Origin of the sequence: Catenulispora sp. EB89 (genome assembly GCF_041261445.1) — a bacterium.
GTDB lineage: Bacteria > Actinomycetota > Actinomycetes > Streptomycetales > Catenulisporaceae > Catenulispora.
The window spans coordinates 168911-186561 of sequence record NZ_JBGCCU010000025.1; the positions used below are offsets into that span (position 1 = coordinate 168911).

General features: G+C 71.8%; 14 protein-coding genes. 1 reads left to right on the top strand and 13 read right to left on the bottom strand.

What is annotated here, in order from left to right; all coding sequences use genetic code 11:
* Positions 1–31: 31 nt before the first annotated feature.
* A complete protein-coding gene (locus ABH920_RS38965) occupies positions 32–1807 on the bottom strand; it encodes a CDGSH iron-sulfur domain-containing protein (RefSeq protein ID WP_370354319.1) in 1776 nt (591 codons plus the stop codon).
* 45 nt (positions 1808–1852) lie between these two features.
* On the opposite strand from ABH920_RS38965, the gene ABH920_RS38970 reads away from it, so the two are divergent.
* Positions 1853–2497 (top strand): TetR/AcrR family transcriptional regulator, encoded by a 645-nt coding sequence (locus ABH920_RS38970; RefSeq protein ID WP_370354320.1) that lies wholly within the window; start codon positions 1853–1855, stop codon positions 2495–2497.
* Positions 2498–2650: 153 nt separating this feature from the next.
* Here the strand turns inward: ABH920_RS38970 and pstB are convergent, their stop codons facing one another.
* From pstB to ABH920_RS39030, 12 genes are all read right to left on the bottom strand, one after another.
* On the bottom strand, positions 2651–3607 hold the full coding sequence (pstB, locus tag ABH920_RS38975; RefSeq protein WP_370354321.1) for a phosphate ABC transporter ATP-binding protein PstB: 957 nt from the start codon (positions 3605–3607) through the stop codon (positions 2651–2653).
* 34 nt (positions 3608–3641) lie between these two features.
* Positions 3642–4769 (bottom strand): sortase domain-bontaining protein, encoded by a 1128-nt coding sequence (locus ABH920_RS38980; protein ID WP_370354322.1) that lies wholly within the window; start codon positions 4767–4769, stop codon positions 3642–3644.
* Between the two features lie 97 nt (positions 4770–4866).
* Complete coding sequence (locus tag ABH920_RS38985) at positions 4867–5406, bottom strand: hypothetical protein (protein ID WP_370354323.1); 540 nt, start codon at positions 5404–5406, stop codon at positions 4867–4869.
* On the bottom strand, positions 5403–6644 hold the full coding sequence (locus tag ABH920_RS38990; RefSeq protein WP_370354324.1) for a WxL protein peptidoglycan domain-containing protein: 1242 nt from the start codon (positions 6642–6644) through the stop codon (positions 5403–5405). Before ABH920_RS38990 ends, ABH920_RS38985 begins: the two co-directional genes overlap by 4 nt.
* Positions 6645–6777: 133 nt before the next feature.
* Complete coding sequence (locus tag ABH920_RS38995; protein WP_370354325.1) at positions 6778–8358, bottom strand: Ig-like domain repeat protein; 1581 nt, start codon at positions 8356–8358, stop codon at positions 6778–6780.
* 57 nt (positions 8359–8415) lie between these two features.
* Positions 8416–9423, bottom strand: a complete 1008-nt coding sequence (locus ABH920_RS39000; RefSeq protein ID WP_370354326.1) for a hypothetical protein — start codon at positions 9421–9423, stop codon at positions 8416–8418.
* Positions 9420–12254 carry a hypothetical protein gene (locus tag ABH920_RS39005; protein WP_370354327.1) on the bottom strand — a complete coding sequence of 945 codons (2835 nt, stop codon included), beginning with the start codon at positions 12252–12254 and terminating at the stop codon, positions 9420–9422. Before ABH920_RS39005 ends, ABH920_RS39000 begins: the two co-directional genes overlap by 4 nt.
* Positions 12251–13963, bottom strand: coding sequence for a phosphate ABC transporter substrate-binding protein PstS (locus tag ABH920_RS39010; RefSeq protein ID WP_370354328.1), 1713 nt, complete (start codon positions 13961–13963; stop codon positions 12251–12253). Before ABH920_RS39010 ends, ABH920_RS39005 begins: the two co-directional genes overlap by 4 nt.
* Positions 13960–15396 carry a phosphate ABC transporter permease PstA gene (pstA, locus tag ABH920_RS39015; RefSeq protein ID WP_370354329.1) on the bottom strand — a complete coding sequence of 479 codons (1437 nt, stop codon included), beginning with the start codon at positions 15394–15396 and terminating at the stop codon, positions 13960–13962. Before pstA ends, ABH920_RS39010 begins: the two co-directional genes overlap by 4 nt.
* 1 nt (position 15397) lies before the next feature.
* A complete protein-coding gene (pstC, locus tag ABH920_RS39020; RefSeq protein ID WP_370354330.1) occupies positions 15398–16450 on the bottom strand; it encodes a phosphate ABC transporter permease subunit PstC in 1053 nt (350 codons plus the stop codon).
* Complete coding sequence (locus ABH920_RS39025; protein ID WP_370354331.1) at positions 16447–16839, bottom strand: hypothetical protein; 393 nt, start codon at positions 16837–16839, stop codon at positions 16447–16449. The genes pstC and ABH920_RS39025 overlap by 4 nt, the downstream gene beginning before the upstream one ends.
* 578 nt (positions 16840–17417) lie before the next feature.
* Positions 17418–17651: hypothetical protein (locus tag ABH920_RS39030; RefSeq protein ID WP_370354332.1), on the bottom strand; the 234-nt coding region annotated here is incomplete at its 5' end.

Genomic DNA, 17651 nt, shown 5'->3' on the forward strand with positions numbered 1-17651 from the left:
TTCCTCGCTGCTCGCTCGCGAATTCCTGCTGCTACGCGGGCTTCCCGGCCTCGATCCAGTGCTCGAAGACGTCCGTCTTCTCCGCCGGCCAGGCGCCGTCGCACGGCATCGACCCCTGCCGGAGGCGGTCGAGGATCGCGCCGGCGTGCTCGCTGACGTCCTCGTAGGCCCACAGGTCCAGGACGAAGTTCATCGACTGGCGGTCCAGCGGTCGAAACAGGGGCTTGATATGTGCTTCGAAGCTGAGTGGCTCGTCGGCGGTGGGCAGTGTCATGACGGGTCCTTCCGGGTCGGTCTGGACGGCGAGTGCGGACACTCGGGAGCCGGGGGTGGCGTTGCACACCCACCACCAGCGCGGGACGGGCATGTGCGGCGGCGGGTGCGCGCCCGGCTGGGAGTTCTCCACCGCGATCCGCGAGCCCCACTCGATGTAGGCGACGAAGGCGGCGCGGAACTCGGGGTCGCTGGGCAGGCCGGCCTCGCCGGCGGACTGGATGATGAGCTGGGCCCAGCGGGCGCGCTGTGGTTCGGTGAGCGCGCGGCCCGCGTGCTGGCCGACCATGCGGTCGTAGCCGCCGTAGGCGTCGGTGTACCGCTTGGGGCCGCCGAAGGTCTCGCCGAGCCAGGCCGCGACGCGCTCGGGGTGGTCCGGCGACATGTCCGCGAAGATCGGCGCGAGCAGCGGGTCCTCGGGGACGTGCTTCTCGTAGAAGAGCCGCGTCATCCTGGTCAGCGCCGGCAGGCCGCCGGCCCACTGGAAGAGCGTCGGCTCGGCGGGCATCGGCGGGTCCTGGAAGTCGACGTACCAGTGCATGCCGCTGCAGAAGGGCTTGTTCTGGGACTGGCCGCACCGGCACAGGCTGTAGTGCTCGGTCGAGGCGCCCTCGTTCCGGGGCTCCGGCGCGCCGTCCGGGCCGGTCAGCGGGATCGAGCCGGTGACGCGGTAGGGGCCGTCTTTGGAGACCTCGATGGCCGGCGGCCGGTCCCGGTCGACCTGCTCCCGGGCCTCGCGGCCGTCGACCGCGAAGCTCAGGGCCCCCGACGGGCACGCGCGGACGGCCCGGACGATCTCGTCCATGCGGCCGCCGCTGGGCGCGACGAACGGCTCCTCGCCCTGGCGGAAGACGGTGGGGAGGCGGTCGGTGCACAGGCCGGAGTGCGCGCAGATCCCGCGGTTGTCGAAGACGGTGACCTGCTGGCCGGGATACGTGTCGCGGCGGTCGGGGACGCGGGAGGGGCTTTTCGCGCCGCTGAAGCCGTTCTTCGCGTGGGTGCCGTCGCAGAAGGGTTTGGCCGCCGAGGCGCCGCATCGGCACAGCGCCATCTGCGGGCGGACCGGAAGCGGTTCGCCGAGCCAGGCGGTGAGGTCGGTGGCATTGGTGACGAGGTACGGGCCGTCGGCGGCGGCTTGGATGCTGGTGGGCAGGTTGCTCTGGAGCTCGGCCAGTCGGGCGGTTCGGGCTTCGGCGGTTTCCGGGTCCGGCGCCGACCGGCAGGCCAGGTCCTGGAGCGCGGCGGTGGCTTCGATGAGGAGCGCCGGGGCGTCGGCGTCGGTGCTGACGTCGGCGCGCAGGCGGGTGGCGGTCTGGGCGATTCGCCAGAGTCCGGAGTCGATCGAGGCGTCCTCGCCGAGGTGAATCCCTTCTTCCGCCAGGTCGTTCTCGCCATCTGCGGCGAGTGTTGTCAGCGGTCTGATGACGGAATCCGTCAGCCGCACCGAGATATCGCTCCCGGACGCCGCGTCCGCGATGTGCCGTACCTCTGCCAGTAACTCCGCCACTGTGTGGCGGATGTCTTCACCGCTCATACATCAATACGGTACAGGTGTGTATTGCATAGATACAATCCAGGTGTGCACCGGAAGACAACGCCACAGGTCGGAGCCCGGTCCCCGGGCCAGGGCAGGGCGCGCGACGGCGCGATCGACACCCGGATCCTGGCCGCCGCCAAGCGTCAGCTCGCGGTGCTGGGCTACGAGGGCATGTCGATCGCCGCGGTCGCTTCCGAAGCCGGCACCACCCGCCAGGCGCTCTACCGGCGCTGGCCCACCAAGGCCGCGCTCGCCGACGCTGCCATGGCCGCCGTCGAGGACACACCCCCGGCATCCCATCGGGGCGACGCGCCGGCCGTCGCGGACCCGCTGGCCGCCCTGATCGCCGAGCTCACCGACTTCCAGCGCAAGGTCACGCGTCCGGGGCGGCTCTCCCTGGTCGGCACCATGCTCCAGGAGAACACCGACCCGCAGGCCCGCGACCGGTACCGCAGCCAGGTGATCCACCCTCGCCGCCGGCGCATCAAGGCGATCTTCGAAGCCGCGCAAAGCCTCGGCCTGATCGACCAGGACGCCGACTTCACCGTCGCCGTCACCATGTGCACCGGCGCCTGGTACGGCCGCGCGCTGGCCGGCGAGCCGGTGCCGCCGGAGTGGCCCACGCGGACCGCGCTGCTCGTGTGGCGCGCGCTCGGCGGCGTTGCGCCCGCCGTGGCGGGGGCCTGAGAGCACCGGAGCGGCAAGCGAGAGACAATGACCCGGTGGCAGCCGGACAGTATCGGTGTCCGGCTGCCGCGTCAGCAGCATCGACAGCTTCGGCAGCATCGGCAGTGACGGCGCGCCCGGCGGGCTCGCGAGTCCCAGTTGCCGCGTCGGTCGTCAGCCGAAGCGTCCGTTGACGTAGTCCGACGTCCGCTGGTCCCGGGGCCGCGAGAACATCGCCTCCGTCGGCCCGTGCTCCACGATGCGCCCCGGCGTTCCTGCGGAGGCCAGGAAGAAGGCACAGCGGTCGGAGACCCGGGACGCCTGCTGCATGTTGTGCGTCACGATGACGATCGTCACCTCCGACGCCAGCTCGCGGATCGTCTCCTCGATCCGGTTGGTGGAAGTCGGGTCCAGCGCCGAGCACGGTTCGTCCATCAGCAGCACTTCCGGGCGGACCGCGAGGGAGCGGGCGATGCACAGGCGCTGCTGCTGGCCTCCGGACAGGGCGCCGCCGGGTTGCTTGAGGCGGTCGGACACCTCGTTCCACAGGCCGGCTCGGGTGAGACAGGACTCGACGATGTCGTCCTGCTCCGACCTGTTGCGGCGGGTGCCGGTGAGCTTCAGGCCGGCCGTGACGTTGTCGTAGATCGACATGCCAGGGAACGGGTTCGGCTTCTGGAACACCATGCCGATGCGCGCTCTGGCCTCGGTGAGCCGGATCGCCGGGTCGTAGATGTCGCTGCCGTCCAGCAGGACCTCGCCGGCCAGGGTGGCCGACGCGACCAGCTCGTGCATCCGGTTCAGGATGCGCAGGAAGGTTGACTTGCCGCAGCCCGAGGGCCCGATCAGGGCCGTGACCCGGCCGCCGGGCATGGTCAGGGAGACCCGGTCGAGGACCTTGCGGTCGCCGAACCAGGCCGAGATCGCGCGGGCTTCGAGGGTGCCGGCGCCGGTCGGGGCGGGGGCCGGTGCCGGTGCCTGGTCCGGGGTCGAGGCCTGGTCCGGGGCCTCCGGCTCGGTGTGCGCGGCGGGTCCCGGCCAGACGCCGATCGGGCCGTCCTCGGCAGTGTCCTCGGCGGTGTCGACGGGGCTGTCGACGGGGCTTTCGGCCATGTCAGCCATCTCGGTCATCGGGCTCGCTCCAGTGGCGCTTCGGTTCGGCGGATCAGGTCAGGTTGGGCAGCAGCAGGGCGATCCGGTCCGCGAGCGTCAGGCCCACGACCAGCAGCACCGGCACGGCGACCAGCCAGGTCTTGGACCGGCCCCAGCGCGGCCCGGCCCAGAACGCCAGGACCGTCGCGGCCACCAGGACCGCCGTCCAGCCGGCCACGTCGAGCCGCGCGTACCGGTCCTGGGCCATCGGCGCCTCGTCGCCGGCGAACCGCGGCACCGCGCCCAGCGGCGTGGGCTGGACCTGCGAGATCAGGTCGGCGTCGACGTAGAGCGCGTCGTCCGGGGTGTACGCGGCGCCGGACGCGGTGATCAGGGTGAGGCGGCCCAGCTGGCCGTGCAGGCGCGCGGGTTCGGGGTCGCCGCCGTGCCGGGTGTCGGAGACCCGGTACTCCGCGACGCCCTGGCCGGTCGTCACCTCGACGCGGTCGCCGGGCTGCACCTGGTCGAGGTAGTGGAACGGGCCGCCGTAGCCGAAGGCGCGCGCCAGGATCATGCTGGTGCCCACCTGGCCCGGCAGCACGGTGCCGCGCAGCAGGCCCGGCCCGGATTCCAGCACCGCCGCGGAGGTGCCCTCGGCGACGACCTCGTCGACCCTGATGCTCGGGATCGACAGCAGCGCGACCGGGGCGCCCGGACCCAGCAGCACGTCGCGGTAGTCCCGGGCGCCGATCGGGGCGGTGCCCGCGGCGAGTTCGGCCCGGAAGGCCGCGTACTCGACCTGCTGGTCGTGCCGGTGCTCGAAGCGGCCGAACACCGCCACCTCGGCCACGAAGGTGGACAGCGCGACCCCGAGGGTGCAGATCGCGACGCCGCACACCCGCAGCAGGAACGGCTTGGTCAGCCAGCCCGGAATCAGGGGACGGATCCACCTGGCGAGCAGCAGGGCGAGCCCGACCACGGGCACCAGTACCACGAGAGCGGACACCAGACGGTTCCTGACACCACGGGCCCGCGCGGCTTCCGGCTCGTCGGCGTCGAGCTCGGAATCGGAGTCGCCTTCGGTGTCGCCTTCAGTGTCGGTGCTGATATCGGTGTCGATATCAGTGTCGGTGCCGAGCTCGCCGTCGGACGCGTCGTCCTCGGACCCGTCCTCGAAGTCATCCGCGTTCTGTCTGGTCACGGTCGGCCAGGCCTCTTCTTCAGTACCGGCGAAAGGGGTGGCAGCCAGGCGGTATCGACGCCCGGCTGCCACCCGGTCGGAGAGCTCGGCGCGCGCATCAGATCGCGGTGAGCGTGAACGTGGCGGCGGGACCGGCGGAGCCGGGGGTGTCCAGCGACAGCGCGGCGTCCAGGCGCGCGGTCCCGAGGCTCGCGCCCGGGGCGGCCGACGCCAGGATCCGCGGCTGGTCCAGGCTCAGGCCGGGCCGTAGGACGATCCCCGGGCCGACCACGATCGACTCGCCCGGGGCCGCGCCGAGCAGGTTCGGCTTCCAGCCGAGCCCGCCGACGGGCTGGTCGGTGAGGATCGCGGTGACCGTCCACCCGGGATCCCCGGTGCGGTTGTCCGTGACGACGATCGGCTGGAGCCGGCCGGCCAGCGGCTGCTCCTTGAGCGGCACGCTGATGACGAGCGAACCGGGCGCCATGACCGTGGACACGGTGATGTCCCCGCCGCCGAGCACCGTACCCGGGCCGGCAGGGGCGCCGGCGGCCTCGGCTGGCGCGGCCGTGCCCAGAACGTACGCCGTCACCGCGATCACCACGAAGGCCGGGACCCGCACGGCGGCCGGGAAGGACGAATCAGCTGTCTGTGTCACGCGTTCTCGGCCTTCCCGCTCCCCGTCGAGGACCCGGTTGAAGACCCGGTTGAAGGTGCGGCCGCGGACACCGCGGTCTTCTTGGGCGTGGCCGCTTTGGCCGGGGCGGCCGTCTTGGCGGAAGCCGTCTTCTTGGCCGCGGCCGTCTTGGCCGCAGCCGCCTTCTTCGCCGCCGGCGTCCCGGGCTTCGGCTTCGCGCCCCGGCGCTTGCGCACCCGCCGGCGCCACACCCACAGCCCGCCGAGCAGGCCCAGCGTCAGGATGAGCAGCATCATCATCCACGGCACCGTGGCCACCGAGAAGTTCTCGTCCATGGCCGCCAGCACCGGGTCCACGTCGCCGGGGACCGGCGTCGGCACCAGCGAGATGTGGATGTCCGAGGAGAACGACGGCAGCACCCCCCGCACCGTCGCGGTCACCTGCTCCTGGTCGCCCGGCAGCAGTTCCTTGACGTCGGGGACCGGCAGGCTCGGCCGCGATCCGCCGATCAGGCTGCTGACATGGACCTTCTGCGTCGCGGACAGCCGGACGTTGCCCGTGTTCCGCACGAGGTAGGACACGGTCACGCTGCCGCCGCCGAACGGGTTCGTCGAGCCGTGGTAGACCGCCCGCACCTGGCTCACCGTCAGTTCCGGCTTCAGCGCCCCGGGGACCCGCACCTGCAACCGGGTCCCGACCCGGGACTCGACCGCGATCTGGCCGCCCTTGCCGTCGGAGGCCTGGGTCGTCAGCGACAGCATGATGCCGCCGACGTGGTCGCCGGGCCGGGCGTTCGCCGGGACCTGCAGCGTGAAGGGCAGGATCTGCGAGGACTTCGCGGGCAGCGTGACGGTCGTGGTGGCGAACGACACCCACAGGCCGACGTCCCGGGCCTTGGTGTCCAGGGGCAGGACGGTGAAGCCGCCGTCGGCGGTGTTGTAGGCGTCGGTGGCGTAGATCCGGAGCTTGAGCGGGCTGGTGCTGTAGTTGGAGACCGCGACGTAGTCGGTCTTCTTCGCGCCCGGGGTCGCCTGGTAGGTGAAGGAGTCGCGGCTCTTGTCGCGCGCGGTGGCGGTGGCCGGCTGGATGCCGAACGTCGCGGCGCCGCCGCCGGTCGGGGCCGGGGCGGGAGCGGGGGTGGGGTCGGTCCGGGGCGCGGTCCCGGCCGACGCCGGGCTGGTCAGGACCGGGCTCGCCAGGAGCGCACCGGCCACGGCCGTCGCGGCCAGAGCCTTGATCAGGGAACGGAGACGGGGCATCGCCTGGTCCTACTCTCGACGGGGTTCGGGGGCTGTGCGGGAGGCGCCGCCGGGGCGCGGCAGCCGGGCGGTATCGGTGCCCGGCTGCCGCTCCTCACTCATCGGTGAACGTGACAGCGCTCCATCCGATGGATCAGATGACCGTCAGCGTCAGCGTGCTCTGGTACGTGCCGGCCGTGGTGGTGGTCGGGACGTTCAGCGCCAGCGACGCGCCGATCTTGGCCGTGCCCAGGCCCGCGCCGGAGGCGGCGGAGACCAGGGTCCGGGACTGCGACAGGCCGGCGGCGCCGTTGTCGGAGGCCGGGACGCCGTTCGCCGGAGCGACGGCCGGGCCGATGGTCAGGGTCTGGCCGGCCGAGCCGGTGGGCTGGCCGGGCGTCCACCCGAGGTTCTCCGCGCTGATCTGGGCGGTGCCGCCGGTCTGGGAGAACGCCGTGGCCAGGCCGGAGGCGGTCCAGCCGGGGTTGCCCGCGCGGTTGTCCGTGACGGTCACCGTCTCCAGCGAGCCGGAGGTGGTGAACAGGGTGCCGTTGCTGTTCAGCGCCGGGTCCGGCAGGGAGACCTGGCCGGTCGGCACGCTGATGTTGAGCGACCCGGCGTCGACCGTCGTGGTGATGGTCTCGGTCGTGGTCGGGGGGACGTACTTGGTGATCGCGAACGGAACCGCCTGCGAGGCGGAGGCGCCGTACGCGGTCGCGTTGGCGGGCACGAACGAGGCCGTGAGGCTGTGCGCGCCCAGCGCGAGGGAGGTGGTGTTGAACGCGGCCGAGCCGTTCGTCAGCGCGACCGTGCCCAGCGTGGTGGTGCCGTCCATGAACGCGATGGAACCGGCGGCGGTCGCCGGCTGGACGCTCGCGGTCAGGTTGACGTTGCCGCCCTGCACCTGGCCCGAGCCCGGGGTGGCGATCAGCGACGTGGTGGTGGCGACCGGACCGACCTGGTTGACGACGTACGAGGACGCCGCCGAGGCCGAGCTGGAGAAGTTCGCGTCGGTGGACGTGAACGCGGCGGTGATGGAGTGCGTCCCGACCGCCAGCGAGCTGGTCTGGTAGGTGGCGACGCCGTTGGCCACCGCGACCGGGGTCCCGTTGAGCGCGGTCGTGCCGTCCAGGAAGACGACGGTGCCCGCCGCCGCCGGGTTGACGGTCGCGCTCAGCGTGACCTGCGAGCCGAAGGTCACCGGACTGGCCGGCGCCAGGCCCAGCGTGGTGGTGGTCGGCTTGCTGGACGCCGAGCTCCACGCGGTCTCACTGGAGAACGTGATCTGGCCGGAGAAGTCCCCGCCGACCGTGGTGCCCAGCGCCGGGACGCACTGGATGTCGATCGTGTACGGCGTCGTGCCCGATGCGTTCGGGTCCAGCTTGGTGACCGAGTACGAGGTCGCCAGGGTCCGCAGGTCGTTGGAGATGGCGATCGCGTAGCCGGCGTTGTTCGGGCCGGCCGGGAGCACGGAGACCGGCTCCTTCTTGACGGCCACGGCCCCGGCGGGGAAGTTGCCGCCGCTGATGATGCCGACGATGTCCGGGTCGGCCGCGGGGCAGACGTCCGAGGTGTTGATGTTGAACACCTGGGAGTCGGCGCCCGAGCTGGGCGAGAACGTCAGCGTGCCGGTGGCGGCCGACGCGGTGGCGGCGCCGAGCACCGTCATCGCACCGACCGCTGTGGCGGTGGCAACCGCGGCCGCCGCATAGCGGACGAACCTGTTGCTGAACAAGGTGCTTCTCCTCATCTGTTTACGTGGAGCGGGAGGTGAGCGGCCGGACGGCCGTCACTACGGGGCGGTAACGTTGGTGGTGCTACCGCAGTCGGAGGCGACGGTGAAGCCGTACTTCTGGATCGTCGCGGCGTCGGAGCAGACCAGGGAGTTGGCGCCGACGAAGGTGGTGCTCCAGGGCGCGGTGGCCGTGTCCGTCGTCGGGATGACGTTGTAGACCTCGCGGGTCACCGGGAAGGTGGAGTTGATCTGCTGCGCGGCGACCCCGCCGATGGCGCCGAGGACGGCCTGGCCGCGCACGTCCTGGATGGTCTGCGACTCCTCGGCGTCGTAGGACGCGATGGAGAACGGGATGATCGAGGTGTCGGTCAGCACGCGGCCGTCCTGCTCCTCGATCGGCTGGCCGTGGGACTGGTCGGTGATGCAGGGGTACTTGCCGGCCACCACGTCCGCGTCCGTGATGCCCATCTTGCCCTCCCAGAACGAGCGGGTGCCCGATCCGGCCTGCGGCAGCTGCGCGGTGATCGCGAAGTTCGGGGCGCTGCCCACGACCGCCGGGTTGCAGGTGTAGATGGACTGCAGCGTGGCCAGGTCCAGGTTGCGCGGGATCGTGACGTCGTTGCCGGTGATGGCGTAGGTCACGCCGTCCAGCGCGAACGGCACGTAGGTCAGCTGCGCCCCGCCGGTGGCGGCCAGGTTCAGGCTGGAGGAGCGGGAGAACTGCAGGCAGCCGTTGTTCACGGCCAGCGACTGCAGCAGCGCGGTGCGGCCGGCGCCGGAGCCGTTCGGACGGCTGATCGCCTGGCAGGCCGTGGCGGCCTGGGTCGCGATCGTCGTGGAGCCGGTGGCGTCGTAGGAGCCGATGACCTTGGTGCCGCCGATGGTGATGTCGTTCGACAGCGCGTTCATCACCGGGGTGGTGGTGTCCGAGCCGACGCCGGCCAGCTGCCGGTACTGCGGCGTGCCGCTCGGGTCGGCCTGGGCCGAGCTCGCCGCGCCCAGCACGAACAACGCCACGGCGCTGACGACGCTGAGGCCGGCGAGCTTCTTCGCCTTCTGGTTCACTGTCCTGTTCCCTTCGAGGGGGACGGTTCCTGGGACGGGTTCGTCTCAGGACTCTCAGGTGCCGGCTCGTCCGAGTCGTCCGAGTCATCCAGGCCGTCCGGGTCATCCGGGTCGGCCGGGGCGTCAGGATCGTCGGGATCATCCGGGTCGTCCGGGTCATCGCCGTCCGCCGCATCCGCCGCATCGTCCGCCGCACCCGCCGCGGCTTCCGTCCGGCGCGCGACGCGCAGCAGTCCGGGACCGGCCAGGACGCTCACCCCCGCCGCCAGCAGGCAGCTCAGCACCAGGAAGCGGATCGTGCCGATCGCCAGGGCCGGGGTGGGCCCGGGCGAGACCGCCACGTCGGCCGCCGGCATCGTGCCCTGCACGACGACCGGAGGACCGGGACCCGTCGGTTTCGGGAGCGGCGGGTGCTGCACCGGCACGCTCCGGGGCGGCGGCGTCGAGGGCGGGTGCGGGGCCGAGGCCGGCGCGCGGCGGCTGGACGGTGGGGTGGACGGCGGCGTCCCGATCGGGGCGGCGTCCGGCACGCCGGCGGCCGTCCGGAGGTACTTGGCGGCGGCGGCCGTCTGCGCCGCCAGGGCGGCCGGCAGCGGCGCGTAGCCGGGCGGCAGGTCGCCCGGGTCCAGCCCCTGGACCTGTCCGGCGCCGGCGATGTAGTCCAGCAGGTCGGCGTAGTGCCCGCCGTCGGTCTTGGTCAGCTTGCTGGGCACCGTGGCCGCGTAGGTGAGCGTGGTCAACGGATACGCGCCGAGGTCGATCGCGCTGGGATTCGCGACCAGCATCGTCGGCGCGGCCGGGCTGGGCTGCGCCGCGGCCGCTCCCTTCAGCAGCGCGTCGGTGGTCGGCGCGACGCAGTGCGCGTCGAGGTCCGCCTGCGGGTGCTGCTGCCCGGGAGCGAGCAACGGATCCGGCACCCCGGCCTTGTCATCGCAGAGTTCCGCGGTCGGCAGGCCGTACCGCGCGGCGGTCGGGGCGTCGGCCAGCACCAGGATGGCGACCTGGCCGTCGGACTGCGGCGGGGTCGGGCCCCAGGAGCCGATGTCCGCGCTGTTCGGGCTCCAGGTGACGCGCAGGCCCAGGCTGCCCTTGGTGGCGTTGAGGACCCCGTCGTGCATGGTGACCGGGTACGGGTGCAGGGCCAGGCCGCAGAGCGAGGCCTGCTGGTTGTGCGTGCCGGCGTGCGAAGGGTCCTGATACACCGTGGGCCGGCAGTAGGGGTCGGTGGTCGGGAAGTCCTCGATCGGGAACTGCGTCCTGAGGTAGTTCGGGTTGAGGGTCATGCCCGTGTAGCCGGGCTGGCCGTACTTCCCGGCGTTGTCCGGGACGCCGTTGAGGAATTCCGAAGCCGCCGGGTCGTTCTTGAGCCAGGTCCACAGTTCGGTGTAGGCGTCGGCGTTGCCGAACGGCACCACCACCGACGGGATCCCGCCGGAGAAACTCAGGCCCTTGAACTGCGGGTTCAACGCCAGGAACTCCGGATCCACGGTCAGATCGCGCGGATTCTGCTTGGCCAGGTCCGATGCCGCGCCCTGCGGGGTGCCGACGGAGGAGTCGACGCCCCACCGGTAGGACTGCGTGACCAGCTTCGCCACCAGCCTGGCGTTCAGGTTCAGCCGGGTGATCTGCACGCCGTTCTGCGCCGCCGGCGGATTGGGCGGCTGCCCCGGTGGCGGGACGACGGCCTGGCTCTGGATGTAGAACGAGATGGTCAGCCCGGAGATCGCGGCCGGTGCGTAGAGCATCTTCGGTAACGGCGCGCCCGCGGTCGGGACGGCCGGTTTGGACACGAACTGGAAGCCGGGGAGCGGGGAGGCGAGCTGCTGGCGCGCGGCGTCCCCGCCGATCTGCGAGAAGCTGAACGGGGCCTTGGGGTTCTTGGCGCACAGCCCCGGCTCCCAGCTCTTGATCGCCTCGGCCAGCATCTCGTCGCCGCCGATCTGCACCTCGTTCGCGCCGATGGTGCAGGCGGAGGCGGCGGGCTGGAAGGTCAGCTGGAAGACGATCCGGTTGGCCCAGTTCGTGGGGGAAAGCGGCGAGGTCTGCAGCACGATGTTGGTGCCGTCGACGGTGGTCTTGCCGTCGGCCTCCAGGGTGCCGCGGGGCACGATGACCAGCCAGCACGGCTCGATCCTGGTGCCGCCCGGCGCCGTCGGGTCGGCGACCGGCTGCCCGCAGCCCAGCGCCGGGGACTCGCGCACCGTGTCCAGCTGGAAGTAGACGTGGCCGGTGCCGTTGGCGTAGGTCCGCGCGTATGGGACCTCGTTGGTGTTCGAGCTGTCGAAGGACGTGGCTATGTGCGCCGGGTCCTTGGTCGGCGCGGGCGCCTGGTAAGCAGACGTCGGCGCGGTCGTCGGGGCCGGGAGGAAATCCTCGTACTCCTGGTTCGGGTCGCTGGCGACCGCCGGGGGCAGCAGCGGATCGGGCAGCTGGGGGTTGTTCAGCCGCCGCGTGGTCGGCCCGCCGAGCGTCGTGCCGCCGAACTCGCACTGCGAGGCGTCCGGGCCGGTGGGGTCGTCGCCCCAGCACTGCATGATCTGCAGGTAGTCGGCGCCGAAGTTCGTGTTGTTGTTCGGCGGCAGGGTGGTCGGCGCGCCGGCCCAGCTGACGCCGACGGACTCGTTGATCAGGTTCTGTGTCTTGTCGACCGTCACCGCCATGCCGCTGAACGCGCCGGTGCCGGTCCTGGTCACCGACGAGCTCGCGTCCTGCGCCGCGGTGTGCAGCGGCCCGGCGGCGGCGTGTTGCGCGGGACCCGTGAGCAGTCCGGACACCGCCACGCAGACGGCGAAGGCTCCGGAGAGCTTGCGGGAGAGAATCAGGGCCCTCATGAGCGGCGCCCCTTCCGCAGCCGGGACACCAGGGGCGGACCGAACACCGTGACCAGCAGCAGGGCCGCCGCCACGGCCGCGAGGTAGGCCCCGAGCGAGTCGCCCAGCGAGTTGCCGACAGACACCGGCTCGGCGGCCGCGTCGGCGCCGTCGAGCGAGACCGGGGCCGAGCTCGGCGTGGTCGGCACCGTGACGACCTCGCTCGTCGAGCTGGGATGCGCCGACGGTCCGCCCTTGCCGGTCGCGCTCGCGGTCACCGGGCCGGTCGCTCCGCCGGTCCCGTTCCCGCCGTTTCCGTTGTCACCGCCCGAACCGCCGGACGAGCCGCCCGAGGAACCGCCGCCGGAGCCGCCGGACGAGCCGCCCGCGGCGCCGACCGGGATGGCGGTCACCCCGTCGTCCCCGCACTGGACGCTGCCGGCCTTGTCGCAGGGCGCCGGGTTCGGGGCGGTCGCCACCAGGGTGTTGACCCCGCTGGTGGAGAAGGTGGGGTTGTTGCAGGAGGAGATCACGATGTTCTGCACGACCGCCCCGGGGATCTTCTTGATCTGGTTGAAGCCGGCCTGCACCAGGTTGATCGGCAGCGGCGAGTACCCGAGCGGGGCCATCGTGCTCTGGCCCTGGCACAGCAGGTAGTAGCCGAAGGCGCTCAGCGTCTGCCCCTTGGCCGCGTTGAACGGCGGGGCGGTGGACAGCGGGATGACCATGTAGCTGTAGCTGGACAGCGGGTACGTCCGGGGGTCGGAGTACCCGTACACGTTCGACAGGTTCTCGGTGAGGTACTTCGTGGGATCCGAGGCGTCCTGGTCGATCTGGGCCTGGGTCAGGGAGACCGCGACGTTCGACGCGTTGGGCAGCGTGTAGTAGCCGGCCGCGTTGAGCATCTTCGCGACCGGGAACCCGGACTGGATCGCGTAGGAGTACTCGGTGTACGTGATGGCGCCCTCCGAGGTGGGCTGCGCGACGTAGCCGGCCACCCCGGAGTCCAGCGACTGCGAGATGAAGGCCGATCCGGCCGGCGCCGGCGGGAAGAACGACGTCGCTCCGCAGTGCGGGGCGACCACCCGGCCGGCCGCGGAGCAGAACGCGTCCCACAGCCCCGGGTACTCGGCGGCCATCCAGCCGGTCAGCTGCGCGGTGGTGCCGGAGCCGTCGGTGCGCACCACCGGGATGATCTGCCGGGCCGGCAGCGTCAGCCCCGGGTTGGTCCTGGCGATCGCCGGGTCGTTCCAGCTGGTGATGGTGCCGGTGAAGATCTTCGCGATGGTCTCGTCGTCCAGGCGCAGGTCCGTCACCCGGTGGCCGCCGATGTCCAGGTGGTACATGAACGCCGTGCCGCCGGCCACCACGGGCATGTAGGCGAACGGCTTGGTCGGCAGGACGTCCAGGGTGCCGTTGTCGACCGAGCCGTAGGGGATGTCGGAGATGGCGAAGTCGACGGTGGCCGGGTCCGCCTTGAACTGGTTGCGGCCGTCGGAGGAGCCGGAGCCGGTGTAGCTGACCTGCATGCCGTACTGCGCGACGTCGCTGGTCCACTGGTTGACGGCGTTCTCGGCCCAGGTGGATCCGGCGCCGGCGATCGGCGCGTACTGCGTCGCCACCGCGGCCGGCGGGCCGGCCAGCTGTGCCCCGAACAGGCCGAGGGCGGCGCCGAGCAGCAGGAGTCTGCCGCGCGGCGATCGACGGCGCCGCGGGTGCTGGCGGTTCATGAAGGGCGCTCCGAGGGGTCGGTCGGTGTGGCGTTGTGAGGCACGGCGTTGTTCGGCACAGCGTCGTTCGGTATGGGGCCGGTGGGCACGGCGTCGTTCGGCGCGAAGCCGATCGCCGCGAGTCCGGACGCCTCGAAGTCGCTCGCCCCGAGGCCGCCCCGGCGCTCCAGGAACCGCGCCTGGACCCGCCTGGACGCGACGGTCCGGCGCCTGCGCTGCCGCCTGTTCAGCTGTCCCGCGCCCTTGCCGCCGACCGCCCGCGCGGCCACGAACAGCACCAGGACGAGCAGCATCAGCAGTGCCGCCGCCCCGTACCCGCGCGTGATGTAGTTCGGCTGGCCGGAGGTGACGAGTTTGAACGTCGCCAGCGGCAGCGAGGTCTGCGGGCCCCGGCGCGGGTCGTAGTTCGTGTACTGCGTGTAGCCCGCGGTCAGCAGCACCGGCGAGGTCTCGCCGATGCCGCGGGCCGCCCCCAGGATCACCGCCGTGGCCAGTCCCGAGCGCGCCGTCGGGATGGTGACCCGCAGCGCGGTCCGCCAGCGGCTGGCCCCCAGGGCGTAGGAGGCCTCCTTCAGGTGGCCGGGTACCAGACGGAGCACGACGTCGGAGGCGCGGATGATGATCGGCAGCGTCATGATGCTCAGCGCGAGCGCCGCGGCCAGCCCGGACTTGGGGAGTCCGAACTCGAGGATGAGCAGCGCGAAGACGAACAGGCCGGCGACGATCGAGGGCAGCGCGGTGGTCGCCGCGGCGACCGTCCGGACCAGGTTCGCCAGCCGGCCGGGGGACTCGTTCATGAACACCGCGCAGGCGATGCCGAGCGGGACCGTGATGGCCAGGGTGATCGTGATCTGCTCGACCGTGCCGACCACCGCGTGCCGGACGCCGCCGATCGAGATCGGCTGCACCGGGCCGGCCACCCGCAGGTCCTGCGTGTAGAAGTTCAGGTGGGTCAGGGACTTCAGGCCGCCCAGGATCGGGAAGCCGACGATCAGCACCAGGACGCAGGCCACGAGGAGCGCGATCGAGTGCGTCACCACCGCCATCACGCGGTCGCGCAGGATCGGGCCGCTCTCGTCGATCCACACCAGGATCGCGTAGCAGGCCAGGAACAGCGGATAGCACACGACGACGAAGCCGAGCGGCCCGGAGAACGGCGCGAACCAGTCGCTGATCAGGTCGGTCAGGCTCACGGCTGCGGCGGCGGCGCCGAGCAGGGCGAACAGGGCGTCGGGTTTCAGGCGGCGGACGCGGCGGCGGCGTTCGGGCGGGGCGCCGTCCCCCGTTGAATCCGGGGATTCCGGGGATTCCGGCGGTTCCGGCGGGATGGTGGTCTCGTTGGCGTCCTGCGCCTCCAAGCCCTCCAAGCCCTCCAAGCCCTCTAAGTTCTCGAAGTCCTCGAAGCCTTCGACGTCCTCGACGGTGGCGGTCATCTCAGCCGCTGTCCCTTCCGGACCGGCTGCGCGCGATGATCGCCGACGCGGCCAGGTTGATGACCAGGGTGAGCAGGAACAGCACCAGGCCGGCGGCCATGAGTGCGGACAGTTCGAAGGGCGTCGCCGTGCCGTAGTGCGCGGCGATCAGCGCCGCCACCGAGCTGGCCCCGGCTTGCAGGAGGTGCGGCTGGATCCGGAACACCAGCGAGATGATCATGTACACCGCGATCGTCTCGCCGAGCGCCCGGCCCAGGCCCAGCATCGCGCCGCCGATCACGCCGCCCCGGCCGAACGGCAGCACGACCGTGCGGATCATGCCCCACTTGGTGGCGCCGAGGGCGTAGGCGCCCTCGCGCTCGCCCAGCGGGGCCTGCGAGAACGACTCGCGCATCAGGGAGCTGACGATCGGGGTGATCATCAGCCCGACCACGATGCCGGCGATGAAGGTCGAGGCGGTGTAGACGGTGAGTGGCGCCAGCGGGTCGCGGACCCGGGCGCCGGTGACGTGGAACCCCGGGATCCAGCCCAGATAGGTCGCCATCCAGTGCGCGACCCCGACCGCCCGGTGCTCCAGGAACAGGAAGCCCCACAGGCCGTAGACCACGCTGGGCACCGCGGCCATCAGGTCGATGAGGCTGGTGAACAGCGGCTGCAGCCGGGGCGGGGCGTACTCGGAGATGTAGAGCGCCGTCCCGAAGGCCAGCGGCACCGCGATGACGATCGCGACCAGCCCGATGAGGATCGTCCCGGTGAGGATCCCGGCCACCCCGAACTTGGACGCGCCGCCGGTGCCGTTCCCCGGCGACCACGCGGCGGTGGTGAGGAAGCCGGTCCCGGCCACCCGCAGCGCCTGCGAGGCCCGGGTACCCAGGAAGCCGCCGATGACGGCGATGACGGTCAGGACCAGGATCCCGCTGCCGGCCAGGACGGTGAGGAAGACCCGGTCCCCGCCCCGCGCGCGCAGACGCACGGCGCGCGGCGGTTCCGTGCCCGTCACCGGCGGCAGGTCGACGACTACCGTCTCGGCCGCCGGGATGGATTGTTCCGTCATGCCAGGCACACCCGGCCGCGTTCGTCCCGGGTGGACGCGGGCAGCTCGGCGAGCAGAACGGAGTCGAGGAAGTGGGCGAGGTTGTAAAGGTTCTCCCGCCCCCGCAGATACGTCCGCGCCGACCGCGCGACGACCACGGTGTCGATCTCCAGCCGCCAGGTCCGCCCCCCGGTGTCGGCGGCCACTCCGAGCACGGGCACCGCATCGGCGATCCGCGCCCGCAGGAAAAGAATCGCGGCGTACCCGGTCTCGAAGTCCTCGAAGCAGCCGGGCGCACGCCCCAGAACCCGATTGTTCCCGCCGACCAGGCGCCAGGCCGGAAGCGCGGCCGAACCCGGCCCGGCGATCGCGGTCTGCGACGGCCCGACGTGAAAGCGAGTATGTGCCATGAGCCCGATACCTCCCCCACACCCCACAAGGACCGGACGCCGGAGGAGAATCAGTAGTCCGAACGTCCGCGAACACTAGTTCCGTGCAGGCCGAAGGTCCCAGCCCACTGCGTCATAGCGGCGACCGAAGTGTTAACGCCGGACATGGCGCGGCCAAACCACAGACATTCGCAGCCCCCTGACCTTGGATGATTCACAGCGCCCCGCCGGTGACCCACAGTGACGATCATCGGTGGCTGCTCATCCGCTTTATCGACGGCTTTGCGCTCCGGCACCGGTTCAGCGGTGCGCGGGGGGCGCGCCGATCATGCGATCGCGCGGACCCGGAGCGCGGGTCGGGCGGGGGTTGGTGGTGCGGGGATGGCGGGTGCGGGGCGGCCTTAAGCGATCAACCGTACGGGGGTTGGTCGTCGCGAGCCGGCGCCTGAATCTGATCAACGAAGACCAGCGGCCCGAGGCTCTGGCGGTGCAGAGCGGCCCCTGCCCAAGTGCTATCGGGCAGGGGCCGCTTGGCCTGGGCGTTGGTAGGAGGCGCGGCTACCGACGAGTCAGTGGCGGCGCCTCCGCACCTGGATTCGCTACCAGCCGGTCACGGGCGAGTTCTTCACCGCTGTGAGGATCGCCGTGTTGATCTGTGCCTGCGTCGGGTTACTCCCGGCTCCGGCGACGGCGGCTGCGATGTCGACGTAGCCGCTGGCTGCGCCGGTGTTGCTTGATCCGCCGAACAGGATCTTCACGGTGCAGTTCGCGCCCTGGGTGGTGATGCAGGTGTTGAGGTTGTTCCTTTCGGTTTCCTGCGCCGCGGTGAGGCC